This window comes from Ottowia sp., from assembly GCF_047975795.1.
Classification (GTDB): domain Bacteria; phylum Pseudomonadota; class Gammaproteobacteria; order Burkholderiales; family Burkholderiaceae_C; genus Ottowia.
In genome coordinates, this window is sequence record NZ_JBKEEE010000098.1 from 1 (window position 1) to 13602 (window position 13602).

The window sequence follows — 13602 nt, forward strand, 5'->3', positions numbered from 1 at the left end:
GGCCAGCAGGATGCCGTCGGTCATGAGCTTGACGGAGGCGTTTTTGGACAGCCGGTCATTGAAGCGCACCTTGTAGCCCACCACCTCGCCCAGCGGCGTTTTCAGCTCCTCGGCAATGCGCTTGGCCACGCTGGTGGCGGCCAGCCGACGCGGCTGGGTGTGGCCGATCAGGCGGCCTCGGTGGCCCTCGGGGGCGTTCAGCCTGCCGCGACCCATGGCCAGCGCCATCTTGGGCAGCTGGGTGGTCTTGCCCGAGCCAGTTTCGCCACAGACGATGAGCACCTGGTGCGCCGCCAACGCCGCCATGATCTCGTCCTTGCGCGCCGACACCGGCAGGTGCTCAGGAAACTCCAGATACAAGGTCGAACGTGCAGTTGAAGGCGAAGACAAAGGCAAATCAGACATGGGCAGCGGCATTATCCCAGCGCAGCCAGTAGCGGGCTTGGCACCATAAACGGTTGCCCAGCCTGTGCGCCTGATGCTACCGGCTCGTGATCCAGTTCACGCCCGCCTAACGAATACCTAACGATTAATCCACGAAAGACCAGACACGCATCTCCCCCGGGCATACAGGCTTACAAAGGCTGAGGCCATAATCAGTCCGCTCAGGGAAGAAATGCATGCAATCTGTTCGATTCCGTCCTGTGCGATCACCCTTGTGCATGGCCTGCCTTTGGTTGGCTGCGGGGGTTGCACATGCTCAAAGCACACCGCCTGCCGTACCGCCAAGCGTCAGCGGGTGCCCGGCCTTGCCTGCGACTTTGACAGCGCTTGCCCCCTACAGTACCGCCCAGCACGACGCGCAATTGCAGCGCTGGCGCGATGGCAGCCTGCCCATTGAATCCTTGCTGGCCATGCTGGTGCAATGGCGCGGCCAGCAGCCCGCACACACCCCAGCCCCCCGATTGAATGCCGATTTGATTGAAATCGGCGTACGCACCGGGGCTTTTGATTGCGCCTTGTCTTACCTACAAGCGACCGACGTGGCCGGGCTGCCCGACTATGCGCTGCCCCCTTTGATCCGCGCCGCCCGCGGCACCCGCCGCACCGACTTGCAAGGCGCTGCGGTGCGCACCTGGAAGCAGCGCCAACCCGCTGCCTGGGAGCCTGCCATGCGCGAGGCGCAATGGCTGATTGACGCTGTAGACACCCAGGCCGCACGCATCGCACTGAACGCACTGGCCCAGCGCCCCGACGCCAGCAGCCGCGCGCACCGCATCGAAGTGCTGGAACTGGAAGGCGCGCTGGCCGAAGCCCAGGGCGAGCCTTTGCTGGCGCTGCTGCGCTATCGCGAACTGCTCGCGCTGGAGCCTGACCATGCCTACGCGCGGCAGTTTGAAATTGACACGCTGGCCAGACAGCGCGGTGCCACCCTGGCACTGAACCAGGCCCAGGCTTGGCACCTCAAAGATTCGGCCCAGGTGTCTGCACTGGCGTTGGCACGTTTGAAGGCCGACACCTTGGCTTACCGCTACCGCGACGCACTCGCACAGCGCGATAACGAAGCAGGCATCGAACGCTTTGCCGCCCTGGACAGCGTGATTGCCAACGACGACCAGATGTTGCAGCAACTGACGCAGCAACTGGCCCAGGCACCCGCCAGCGACACAGCCGCATGGCAGAGCCTGATCGCCAACGTGCGCGCCGACACCCTGGCGGCCTTGAGCGCCCGCGGCCACCACGACCAAGTGCTGCGCCGCTACGAAGCCTGGCGCGCCGATCTGCCGCCCCTGCCCGACCACGGCCTGGCGGCAGCGGCCGGGGCCTACACCTGGGTCAGACGCTCGGACCTGGCCATTCCACTGTACGAGCAGGTCATCAAAAACAGCGGCGATGATTCGCTGAACGACAACTCGCTCAGTCTGGTCTACGCCTACGTCGACACCGCCCGGTTTGACGATGCCGAGGCGCTGTTGCGCCGCATGGCCGAAGACACGCCGCCGTATGTGCGGCGCGCCGCACGCCGTGGTCAGCCGAACGAAGACTTTGAGGGTTTGCAAACCCTGCGCGCCAACATCGATCTGGCCATGGACCAATACCCGGCCGGCGAGCGCCAGTTCAACCAACTGGCCGACAACGCCCCCTTGAATTCCGAATTTCAACTGGGGCAGGCGCGCACCAGCCAACTGCGCGAACGTCCCCATGCCGCGCTGGTCATGATGGAGCGCATTCGCACCGACCACCCCGAATCCACCAACGTCCAGCTCGCCTATGCCGACATGCTGCTGGACCATGCTGAATTTGCCGCCGCGCGTGAGCAGCTCGAAAGCCTGGAAAAGCTGTATCCGGAAAATGGCCGTGTGCGCCGTCTGCGCGAACGCTACGACCTGCGCGTGGCAGCCCGGCTGGAAGTGCGCGGCGGTGCCGACAAAGACGGCGGCACCCTGGCCAACCGCGAGCGCGGGCTGGAAATGCGGCTGTACTCGCCCATCATTGGCGACAACTACCGCCTGTTCGCTCGTCACGTGCGCCAGCACGCCACCCTGGACGCCACCAAGCCCAGCATGTTCCGCAGCGGCGTGGGTGTGCTGTACGAACGCGGTCCTTACTGGGTGCAAGGCGAGGCTCACCGTGAAAGCCTGCGCCACCACTCGGGTCTTGAGATCAGCGCTGCATGGCGCATCAGCGACCCGTGGCGTCTGCGCGCTCACTTGGACACCTTCAGCCTGGACACGCCCTGGCGCGCCCGGGTACAGGGCGTGCGCATGTCAGCGGCCGACATGGGCGTCAGCTGGATTCCAAACGAAGCGCGGCGACTGGATTTGAACCTGAGCCACGGCCGCTTTACTGATGGCAACCGTCGCAACGATGTAACAGGGGTGTGGCATGAGCGCTGGTTCATCCGCCCTGCGTGGCAGTTGGCCACCACCACGGAGCTGTCAACCGGACACAACGAGCGGCAGAGCGTGAGTTACTTCAGCCCCCGCACCTACCACAGCGAACAACTGTGGGCACGTGCCCAGTGGCTGAGCTGGAAGCTCGACCAACGTCGCCTGGTGCAGGTGCTGGAAGCCGGGGGCGGCTCGTACTGGCAAGAAGGCTATGGTGCCCACCCGCTGTACGGAGTGCGCTACAGCCACGAATGGGAACTGGGCCGTGGCATCTCGCTTTTTTACGGCCTGAGCTGGATTCGCCGCCCCTATGACGGTGTGGGCGAGATCAAGCGCGCCGTGTTTTTTGGCCTGTCGGCTCCTTTGCTATGACACACGCATTCTGGCCACGCTCCACACAGCGGTTTTTCTCTCGACACTGGATAGCCGCGCTGCTGCTGAGCTTGGCCGCATGTTGCACGCTGCCCGTGCATGCGCAACCTTTGCCAACGCCTGATCCTGATGACGGCGCGACATTTCGGGTGTTGGCATTTCATGACGTGCGCTACGGTGTGCTCAACTCCTTTGAAACCGACCCCGAAGAATCAGCGGTCGATGCCAGCGTGCTGGCCGGTTTGTTCGACTGGCTGCGCCGCAACGACTACCACCCCATCAGCCTGCAGCAAGTGGTGGATGCGCGCGAAGGCCGCAAAGCCTTGCCCCCCCGCGCGGTGCTGCTGACCTTTGACGATGGCTACGTCAGTTTTTACACACGAATTTTTCCCCTGCTCAAAGCCTACAACTACCCGGCCGTGATGAACCTCGTCACTTCCTGGCTGGAAGTCCGGGCAAACGGCCATGTGGACTATGGCAACAGTCTGAAGCCGCGCTCTGACTTCCTCAGCTGGGCGCAGGCGCGTGAGATGGTCCAGTCCGGCCTGATCGAATTGGCCAGCCACTCGCACGACATGCACCACGGCGTGCCCAGCAACCCCTTGGGGTCGGTGCAACCTGCGGCCACCACACACCAGTGGAACAAAACCACAGCGCAGTACGAAACCGATGCCGAATACTCAGCCCGCATCGAAACCGACTTGCGGCAAAGCAAAGCCACCATCGAAGCGCGCACAGGCCAGCCCGTGCGCGCCATTGCCTGGCCGTATGGCGCTTACAACGACATCGCCGCAGCCGCCGCACAACGGGTAGGTTTAACGGTCGGCTTCAGTCTGGTTGACGGCCCAGCCAATACCAAAGAACGCTTGGACCGTATCCCACGCGGCTATGCCTCTTACCAACTGGCCGTGAACGATTACGAACGGCTGCTGCGCACGCCGCATACCTCAGTCAAAAGCAGGGGTACAAGGCGCGTCGTGCATGTCGATCTGGACTATGTCTACGACACCGATCCGGCGCAGATCGAACGCAACCTGTCGGCCCTGATCGATCGCATCCATGCCATCGGCCCCAGCACGGTTTACCTGCAAGCCTTTGCCGACCCCGATGGCGATGGCGTGGCGCAGGCGCTGTATTTCCCCAACCGCCATTTGCCCGTGCGCGCCGACTTGTTTGACCGTGTGGCCTGGCAATTGCGCACCCGCACGGGCGTGCAGGTGTTTGCCTGGATGCCGGTGATGGCCTTTGGGTTGGCCTACACGCACCCGCTGAAAGATGTCACGGTTCAAATGCACGGCACGTCTGCCGCCGATGCCGCACCGCGCTACCACAGGCTGAGTCCATTTGATGCGCGCACACGACAGTTGATCAGTGACATCTATGACGATCTGGGACGCTACACGGCATTTGCTGGCGTGCTGTTCCATGACGACGCCATGCTGGGCGATGACGAAGACGCCAGCGCTGCGGCACTGAAAACCTACGCCCAATGGGGCTTGCCCGCCAGCATCGACACCATCCGCGCCGACCCCGCCTTGCGCGCCCGCTGGGCCACGGCCAAGTCTGACGCGCTGACCGCTTTCACGCTGGAGCTGGCCGATGTTCTGCGCCGCTGGCAACCCGATTTGCTGACGGCGCGCAACTTCTATGCGCGCCCGGTCATAGAGCCTGCCGCCACCGAATGGTTTGCGCAAAACTTTGCGCGCGACATCCAGCGCTACGACTACAGCGCCATCATGGCCATGCCCGCCATGGAAGAAGCCCGCAACGCCGACGCCTGGCTTGGCCGCTTGGCCAAAGCCGCCTTGAGCCAGCCTGGTGCCGCCAATCACACCGTGTTCGAGTTGCAAGCCCGTGACTGGCGCACCGGCCAGCCCATCGCAGACGACGTGCTGCAACGCCAGGCCCGTTTGCTGCGTGAGCTGGGGGTGCGGCACCTGGGCTATTACCCCGACGATTTCTCCCACAACCAGCCTGATCTGTCGGTGGCGCGCCGCCACTTTTCTGTGCGCCGCACATTGCCCAATGCCCTGCGTCAGGCGCTGACCCCAAACACTTCGTCGAAGTCAGGCACTCCGGCTGCTGCCCGTGCATCTGAGGCCGTCCAGTGACCTGGTCGTTGAGCCATCTTGGATTGCACGAGGTTCTCGTCAACTTCGTGTTCTTCTATCCATTGCTGATGGCTTACGTCTGGATGATTGGCGGCGTGGTGCATGTGCTGCGCCTGGAGCGAAGGCGCTCGCACCCGCCTGATCCGCTGAAGCTGCTGCCCTATCGCCCCATGGTGACCGTGATCGTGCCTTGCTACAACGAATCAGGCCAGATCCGCGAAGTGATTGCGCAACTGATGCGCTCACGCTATCCACGCTTTGAAGTTATCACCGTCAACGATGGCAGCACCGACGACACCGCCCTGGTGCTGGACGCTTTGACACAGTCTTACCCTGGCAAGTTGCGCGTGATCCACAACGCCACCAACCAGGGCAAAGCCGTGGGTCTGAACACCGCCGCCTTGCTGGCGCGCGGTGAATTCATCTTTGGCATTGACGGCGACGCGCTGATCGACGAAGACGCCATTGCCTGGCTGCTGATGCCCATGCTGGCCAACCCGCGTGTAGGTGCCGTAACCGGCAACCCTCGCATCCGCAACCGCACCACGTTGCTGGGGCGCATGCAGGTGGGTGAATTCTCGGCCACGATTGGCCTGATCAAACGCACCCAGCAATTGTGGGGCCGTTTGTTCACGGTGTCTGGGGTGGTGGTGATGTTCCGCCGCCGCGCACTGCTGAACGTCGGGTTTTGGTCTACCGACATCTTGACCGAAGACATCGACATCAGCTGGCGTTTGCAACTGGCAGGCTGGCTGGTGCGCTTTCAGCCTGCCGCGCTGTCGTGGATTTTGATGCCCGAGACCGTGCGCGGCCTTTGGAAGCAGCGTCTGCGCTGGTCCATGGGCGGCGTGCAAGCCATCATTCGATACCGGCGCATCTGGTTAAACACCAGGCTCTGGAAGATGTGGCCGGTGTATGCCGAATACCTGCTCAGCGTGATCTGGTCCTACGTCATGTTGTTCGTCTTGACGGTGGCCGCCATCATCTGGATCGCGCCTATAGAGATGCCCACCGAATGGCGCAGCAGCTTGCTGCCGGGCTGGCGCGGCCTGCTACTGGCCGCCACCTGCCTGATCCAGATCGGCATCGGCATGTGGATTGACCGCTACTACGACCGCGACCTGATGCGCTACTTGGTCTGGACGCTGTGGTACCCGATCGCCTTTTGGACCATCAACATGTGCACCGCCGTGATTGCCGTGCCCAAGGCATTGTTGTGGCGCTCAGGCAAGCGCGCCACCTGGACCAGTCCTGACCGGGGTATAGGGACGCAGCCATGAACACTTCAAACGAAGAAGAACGGCCCAGCCTGCAGACAGAGCGGCAAGCGCGCCTGCAACGCGAACGCCAGCGCTTACAGGCCAAGCGCAACCGGATGCCTATCATCGACGTCACGCGCGACCCACTGGAAAAACTCTCAGGCCGCTGGCAACAGCGCGCCCTGCCCTATTTTTTGTGGTTTCGGTTTGGACGCCCCGTTCTGTTGTGTGCTGCGTGGGCCGCAGCCTTGGTTTACGCATGGAAGAACCTGCAAATCTTCAGCGAAGACCCCACAGCACTGTCCGAACTTGGCCTGTATGGCGTGATCGTGCTTATCGTGATGTTGCTCGTGATCGCTTACGCTCAGGCTCGCGGTAAAGCGCCGCCCCGCAAATTTCGGCCACCAGAGACCACCTCGGTGCGCGAAGTCGCCGATTTTGCTGAACTGCCGACCCGGTACCTGTCCGCCTGGCAGGATTTACCGCTGGTGACCGTGGAGCACGATGCGCAAGGCCGTGTGCGGGATGCCCACACCGTCAGCCCAGGGCAGACGCGCCCGGCACCCCTTGAGATACCCACATCGCCCGACATTGAATCCGCTGTGGCAGATTCGCGCTCCCTCAAACGCAAGCCACGCAGCCCAACATAAAGGTCGCCCGAGCCGATCACACCGCCTTGCTGACAACACTCTTGGCACAATCGGGCATGCACCCCACGTTTGGTGGTGCATCCACGTTCTTTGCGAGGTCTGGCCATGCCTTCATCAAATTCAACCGCACCGGCTCCTGTGCCGCAGGCGCTGACCGTCCACAGTCAATCCAGAACGCTTGAACTCGGCTACGCCGACGGCACCGTGCTGCGCATTCCATTCGAGCTGATGCGTGTGTATTCGCCTTCGGCAGAAGTCCAGGGCCACGGGCCAGGGCAAGAGGTGCTGCAAACCGGCAAGCGCGATGTAGACATCACCGCACTGGCCCAGGTGGGGCACTATGCGGTGCAGCCCACCTTTTCTGACGGGCACGACTCCGGTATTTATTCCTGGGATTACCTGCATTTTCTGGGCACGCAAATCGATGCGCTCTGGGCTGAATACAACACGCGCCTGATGGCCGCAGGCGTTGACCGTGACAGCCCCATGCCCATCCGCAGCGGCGGCAGTTGCGGACACCATTGACAACTGGTTGCAGGCGCGCCGTAGCGCACCATCATGCGCTTTGGCACACTCTGCAACCATCCAACCACCTCGTTCACACCCATCGACAGCGCCATGGCCACTACCCATTTCGGATTCGAAAACGTCGACGAAACAGACAAGGCGCGCCGCGTGCGCGGCGTATTTGACTCCGTTGCCCCAAAATACGATTTGATGAACGACCTGATGTCGGGCGGCCTGCACCGGGTTTGGAAGGCGTACACCGTCATGGTGGCCAACGTGCAGGAAGGCCAGCGCGTGCTGGACATTGCGGGCGGCACGGGCGATCTAGCCCTGGCTTTTGCGCGCAAAGCAGGCCGCAGCGGGCAAGTGGTGCATACCGACATCAACGAAGCCATGTTGTGCACTGGGCGTGACCGGCTGCTGGATGCTGGAGTCAGCCTGGCCACCACCGTGTGCGATGCCGAACGCCTGCCCTTCAAAGATGCCCATTTCGATCTGGTCAGCGTTGCCTTTGGCCTGCGCAACATGACGCACAAAGACGCGGCCCTGAAGGAAATGGCCCGCGTGCTCAAGCCCCAGGGCAAGCTGCTGGTGCTGGAGTTTTCGCAAGTAGCGCAGCCCTTGCGCAAAGCCTATGACCTGTATTCATTCAAGGTGCTGCCTCAACTGGGCCGCCTGGTGGCCGGTGATGCAGAAAGTTACCGCTATCTGGCCGAATCCATTCGCATGCACCCCAATCAAGAGGAACTCAAAGCCTTGATGAAGCTCAATGGCTTTGGCCATGTCGATTTCCACAACATGACGGGCGGCGTGGTGGCCCTGCACGTCGGCATCAAATGTGATTGATGGGATGCGCTTGATCTGATCTGATTTGATATTGAAACCAACCTGGAGACACCCTTTCATGCACTCACGAAGCTTCATGTCGCAACTTTTCACCGTGCTGTGCGCCGTGGTGCTGGCATGCACCTTTGCGTTCGATGTCGAAGCGCGCCGCATGGGTGGCGGCAAGTCGATGGGGCGCCAGTCCAGCAATGTCACGCAGCGTGAGTCTGCACCACCCACTGCACCTGGGCAGTCCACCGCCAACACCCGCTCTGCCGTTGGCGGGTCTGCGGCAGCCACCGCCGCACGCAAGCCCTGGGGGGCCATGCTGGGCGGTCTGGCAGCCGGGCTGGGGCTGGCCTGGCTGGCCAATGCACTGGGCTTTGGCCCGGCATTTGCCAACTTTCTGTTGCTGGCCTTGCTGGCCGTTGTGGTCATGACGGTGGTGGGCATGGTGCGCCGCGCACGCACACCGTCGCCTGGCCATCTGGCGTACCAGGGCGCAGACCCGGCCCACCGCATGGCATCGCGCCCCTACAACCCCAGCCACATCGGCAACGACGCCTCGGCGCGCCCCTGGGAAGATCAGGCCATGGCGTTTGACGCCAATAGCAGCGCACCAGGCCGCACACCAGGCGGCAGCTCCATGATTGGCTCGGCCCTGCGGGGTGCGCAGGGCTGGGGCATCCCGGCTGATTTTGATATCGTCGGCTTCACCGAAGCGGCCAAGCGCAACTTCACCACGCTGCAAAACGCCTGGGATCACGCCGACATTCCCGCCCTGCGCGCCATGATGACCGACGGCATGCTGCAAGAAATACAGGCCCAACTGGCTGAGCGCGAACGCTCGGCAGCGGGCCTCGTCAACAAAACCGAAGTACTGTCGCTGGACGCCAAGCTGTTGGGCATTGAGGAGTTGACCGATGTTTACATGGCCAGCGTCGAATTCAGCGGCGTGATTCGCGAAGACGCTTCCGCTGGCCCCAACCCGTTCCGCGAAGTCTGGAACATGACCAAGCCGCGCACCGGCCCCGGCGGCTGGCTGGTCGCTGGCGTCCAGGCTTTGCAGTAAACCACCCAACAGGCAGCATTGACCAGCGGGTGCCGTGGCCGGGGTTTGCCCAGCCGAGGGTGTCCCCACCTTCGGGAAAAGGCACGCCAGCGCACGGGGGCGGTCAATGCTTGGGGATCGTCAATAATCGGGGCTATGGCAACTCCCACCCCTTTTTCATTGCTGGCTGACGCCTTGGGCAAAGCGGCCAGCCACTTCAAGGCCCCCCACTGGATAGTGCACGAGGCCCAGCACCGGCTGGTGCTGGTGCTCAACCATGTCCTGATGCAAGAGCCTGAAGCACAGGCCCGGCTGGCCCGGCAAAAAGGGCAGGTAGTGCGCCTGCAATGGCGCGATTTTCAAATGCAACTGGCCGCCACCCCCGCCGGGCTGTGCGAACTGGCCCCTCAAGCCACGCCCGATTTGTTGCTCACCGTGGCTGAAGCCTCTCCGTTGGGGCTGGCCCGTCAAGCCATGCTGGGCGACAAGCCCGAGGTGCGCATCGAAGGCGATGTGCAACTGGCCGCCGACATCAACTGGCTGGTCGATCACGTGCGCTGGGATGCCGAAGAAGATTTGGCGCGCCTGATCGGTGATGCCCCCGCGCACGCCTTGGCGCAAACGCTGCAACGCGCTGCCCAGGGTTTACGCGGCTTTGTGGCCCAGTTTCTCCGCCAGGACCAGGCCCAGCGCTGAGACGTTTTTCGTGAGCCGCTTTCGATGAGACGCTTTTCATGAGACGTTTTCTGCGCGCCATCTATATCTGGTGGGTGGCCATGCGCTATGGCCTGGATGAGCTGGTGCTCACCGGCATCCAGGAGCGCAAGCTGCTCTGGCTGGCACGCATCGCCTCCGTGGGACGCGATTTGTCTGCGCCACGCGGCCAGCGCCTGCGCGAGGCACTGCAACGCCTCGGGCCTATATTTGTCAAATTTGGGCAAGTGCTGTCTACCCGGCGCGATTTGCTGCCGCCCGACGTGGCCGACGAGCTGGCCAAGCTGCAAGACCGGGTGCCGCCGTTTGCTGCCGATGTAGCGGTCAACATCATAGAAAAAGCCTTTCGCAAGCCGGTGGGCGAGCTGTTCATCAGCTTTGACCGTGAACCCGTCGCCAGCGCCTCCATCGCCCAGGTGCACTTTGCCACATTGAAGGACGAAGCGGGCCATGAACGCGAGGTGGCCGTCAAGGTGCTGCGCCCTGGCATGCTCAAGGTGATTAACCAGGACTTGGAGTTGATTCACATGGTGGCTGGCTGGGTAGAGCGTCTGTCGGCCGACGGCAAACGGCTCAAGCCCCGGCAAGTGGTGGCCGAGTTCGACAAATACCTGCACGACGAGCTGGATCTGGTGCGCGAAGCCGCCAGCGCCGCCCAGTTGCGGCGCAACATGACCGGACTGGATTTGGTGATGATCCCGGAGATGTTCTGGGACTGGATTCGCCCCGACGTGCTGGTGATGGAGCGCATGAAGGGCATCCCCATCGGCCAGGTGACTCGCCTGCGCGAAGCCGGGATCGATTTGAAGCAACTGGCGCGCGATGGCGTCACCATCTTTTTCACCCAGGTGTTTCGTGACGGTTTTTTTCATGCCGACATGCACCCCGGCAACATCATGGTCAGTGTGGAGCCGGACACCTTTGGCCGCTACGTGTCGCTCGACTTCGGCATCGTCGGCACGCTCACCCAGATCGACAAGGAATACCTGGCGCAAAACTTCACCGCCTTTTTCCGCCGCGACTACAAACGCGTGGCCGAATTGCACGTCGAAAGCGGCTGGGTGCCCGCCCACACCCGCGTGGACGAGCTGGAAGCGGCCATCCGCAGCGTGTGCGAGCCGTACTTTGACCGCCCCTTGTCGCAAATATCGCTCGGCATGGTGCTGATGCGGCTGTTTCAGACCTCGCGCCGCTTTCAGGTCGAAATTCAGCCGCAACTGGTGCTGCTGCAAAAAACCCTGCTCAACGTCGAAGGACTGGGCCGCCAGCTTGATCCCGACCTGGACTTATGGGCCACCGCCAAGCCTTTTCTTGAGCAATGGATGCTGGAGCAAGTCGGCCCCAAACGCTTTTGGAAAGAGCTGAAAAACCAGGCCCCCTACTACGCCAAAATGCTGCCCGATCTGCCGCGCCTGCTGCATGATTATTTGCAGCAAAACCAGACGCAGCACGTCCAACAGCAACTGCTGGACATCATCCGCGAACAGCGGCGCACCAACCGACTACTGACCAGCTTGCTGTATGCAGGCGCAGGCTTTTTGCTAGGCCTGGTGGCGATGCAGATCTACGTCTGGTTCCGCATTAATTTCTTTTAGCTTTTTTCTGGTCATACATACGGGCATGAACTGGACGCTTTTTATCTTCGTGATCGCCTATTTGCTGGGCACCCTGATGATCGGCGTGTGGGCGGGCAGGCACATCAAAACCACGTCCGACTTTGCGCTGGCCGGGCGCAACCTGCCGCTGGTGATGATCATCACCACCACCTTCGCCACCTGGTTCGGGGCCGAAACCGTGATGGGCATCCCCGCCAACTTCGTCCAGGGCGGTTTGCATGAAATCGTCGAAGACCCCTTTGGCGCGGGCATGTGCCTGATTCTGGTAGGCGCGTTTTTCGCCGCCCGGCTGTACCGCATGAACCTGCTGACCATTGGCGACTTTTACCGCCAGCGCTTTGGCAAGGGCGTGGAGGTGTTTTGCTCGGTCGCCATCATCCTGAGCTATCTGGGCTGGGTGGCTGCGCAAATCACCGCACTAGGCCTGGTGTTCAACGTGCTGTCGGGCGGCGAAATATCCAAAACCCTGGGCATGCTGATCGGCATCGTGGCGGTGCTGGTGTACGTGGTGGTGGGCGGCTTTCTGGCCGTGGCGTGGACTGATTTCATCCAGATGATCGTGCTGGTGATTGGCTTGAGCATCATCGCGGTGTTCGCCGCCGATCTGGCCGGTGGGGCCGATCAGGTCATGGCTTTTGCCACCAGCAAAGACATGTTTCACTTCTGGCCCGCGCCCACTTTCAAGGACATCGCGTTTTTCATTGCCGCGGGCATCACCATGATGCTGGGCAGCATTCCGCAGCAAGATGTGTTTCAGCGCGTGATGTCGGCCAAAGACGCACGCACCGCGCAAACCGGGGCCATGATCGGCGGTACCGCCTACATCCTGTTTGCGTTTGTGCCCATGTTCATCGTCACCGCCGCCGTGGTGGTGATGGGCGACACCGCCCTGCAACTGGCCGCCAATGACTATCAAAAGGTGCTGCCCACTTTCATCATGGGGCACATGCCCATGGTCATGCAGATTCTGTTTTTCGGCGCCCTGCTCTCGGCCATCAAAAGCACGTCTTCGGCCACCTTGCTGGCCCCATCGACCAGCTTTGTTGAAAACATTTTGAAAAACCTCTACCCAGCCATGTCCGACCGGCAATTGCTGGTCGCCATGCGGGTCACCATCTTCGTGTTTGCCATCAGCGTACTGCTGTATGCCGTTTACATGAAAGGCACGTCGATTTACGAGCTGGTCTCTGGCGCTTACCAGGTCACCCTGGTGGGGGCCTTCACCCCGCTGGTGATGGGGCTGTACTGGTCCAAAGCCACCACACAGGGCGCTGTGTTGTCGATTTTTCTGGGGGTGGTGACCTGGCTGCTGTTCCATGAACAGATCAGCACCTGGGGCGAAGTGTTTCCAAGCCAACTGGCCGGACTGGGCATGGCGTTTGTAGGCATGGCAGCTGGTTCGCTGCTGCCGCAGTGGCTGCCCAATCACCATTCGCACACGCACCATTTACCGCCCAAGGCCGAGCAGCCTTGAAGCCACACCCTGCAACCGGCCTGGGCAAATTCGTCTGGGGTTTATGGTCTGGAATTTACAGTTTGGGACTTAGAGCGTGTTCAAAGTCTGAGCGTGAGGGGTGTGGGATGCGGATCGGGATGGGCTGCAAGGCGCAAACCGCAGCGATACCTGGCGGTATCGCGAGGATTTGCAACGCAGCAGACCGCCCGA

Annotated in this window: 11 protein-coding genes; 10 read left to right on the forward strand and 1 reads right to left on the reverse strand. The window is 61.9% G+C overall.

The window, feature by feature from the left end; translation table 11 throughout:
- Positions 1 to 405, reverse strand: a 405-nt coding sequence (locus ACK5NW_RS14900; RefSeq protein ID WP_416929462.1) for a hypothetical protein, incomplete at its 3' end; no start/stop codon positions are given.
- 356 nt (positions 406 to 761) lie between these two features.
- Here ACK5NW_RS14900 and pgaA point away from each other — a divergent pair.
- The 10 genes from pgaA to ACK5NW_RS14950 all read left to right on the forward strand — a co-directional run bounded on the left by pgaA (position 762) and on the right by ACK5NW_RS14950 (position 13410).
- Positions 762 to 3203, forward strand: coding sequence for a poly-beta-1,6 N-acetyl-D-glucosamine export porin PgaA (gene pgaA / locus ACK5NW_RS14905; protein ID WP_416929464.1), 2442 nt, complete (start codon positions 762 to 764; stop codon positions 3201 to 3203).
- A complete protein-coding gene (pgaB, locus tag ACK5NW_RS14910; protein WP_416929466.1) occupies positions 3200 to 5314 on the forward strand; it encodes a poly-beta-1,6-N-acetyl-D-glucosamine N-deacetylase PgaB in 2115 nt (704 codons plus the stop codon). Before pgaA ends, pgaB begins: the two co-directional genes overlap by 4 nt.
- Positions 5315 to 5322: 8 nt before the next feature.
- Positions 5323 to 6594: a poly-beta-1,6-N-acetyl-D-glucosamine synthase gene (gene pgaC, locus ACK5NW_RS14915; RefSeq protein WP_416929469.1), complete on the forward strand. Its 1272-nt coding sequence runs from the start codon at positions 5323 to 5325 to the stop codon at positions 6592 to 6594.
- Positions 6591 to 7223: a hypothetical protein gene (locus ACK5NW_RS14920; protein WP_416929471.1), complete on the forward strand. Its 633-nt coding sequence runs from the start codon at positions 6591 to 6593 to the stop codon at positions 7221 to 7223. The genes pgaC and ACK5NW_RS14920 overlap by 4 nt, the downstream gene beginning before the upstream one ends.
- A gap of 105 nt (positions 7224 to 7328) precedes the next feature.
- Positions 7329 to 7748, forward strand: coding sequence for a gamma-butyrobetaine hydroxylase-like domain-containing protein (locus tag ACK5NW_RS14925; RefSeq protein WP_416929473.1), 420 nt, complete (start codon positions 7329 to 7331; stop codon positions 7746 to 7748).
- Between the two features lie 93 nt (positions 7749 to 7841).
- The gene (ubiE, locus tag ACK5NW_RS14930; RefSeq protein WP_416929475.1) at positions 7842 to 8576 is read left to right on the forward strand and encodes a bifunctional demethylmenaquinone methyltransferase/2-methoxy-6-polyprenyl-1,4-benzoquinol methylase UbiE; all 735 of its coding nucleotides are present in this window, start codon (positions 7842 to 7844) and stop codon (positions 8574 to 8576) included.
- A gap of 76 nt (positions 8577 to 8652) precedes the next feature.
- Entirely contained in the window at positions 8653 to 9627 is a 975-nt protein-coding gene (locus ACK5NW_RS14935; RefSeq protein WP_416929477.1) for a Tim44 domain-containing protein, read from the forward strand.
- A 135-nt stretch (positions 9628 to 9762) separates the two neighbouring features.
- Positions 9763 to 10302 (forward strand): SCP2 sterol-binding domain-containing protein, encoded by a 540-nt coding sequence (locus ACK5NW_RS14940; protein ID WP_416929479.1) that lies wholly within the window; start codon positions 9763 to 9765, stop codon positions 10300 to 10302.
- 38 nt (positions 10303 to 10340) lie between these two features.
- Complete coding sequence (ubiB, locus tag ACK5NW_RS14945; protein WP_416929481.1) at positions 10341 to 11915, forward strand: ubiquinone biosynthesis regulatory protein kinase UbiB; 1575 nt, start codon at positions 10341 to 10343, stop codon at positions 11913 to 11915.
- Between the two features lie 25 nt (positions 11916 to 11940).
- The gene (locus tag ACK5NW_RS14950; RefSeq protein ID WP_416929483.1) at positions 11941 to 13410 is read left to right on the forward strand and encodes a sodium:solute symporter family protein; all 1470 of its coding nucleotides are present in this window, start codon (positions 11941 to 11943) and stop codon (positions 13408 to 13410) included.
- The last annotated feature ends 192 nt before the right edge of the window (positions 13411 to 13602 follow it).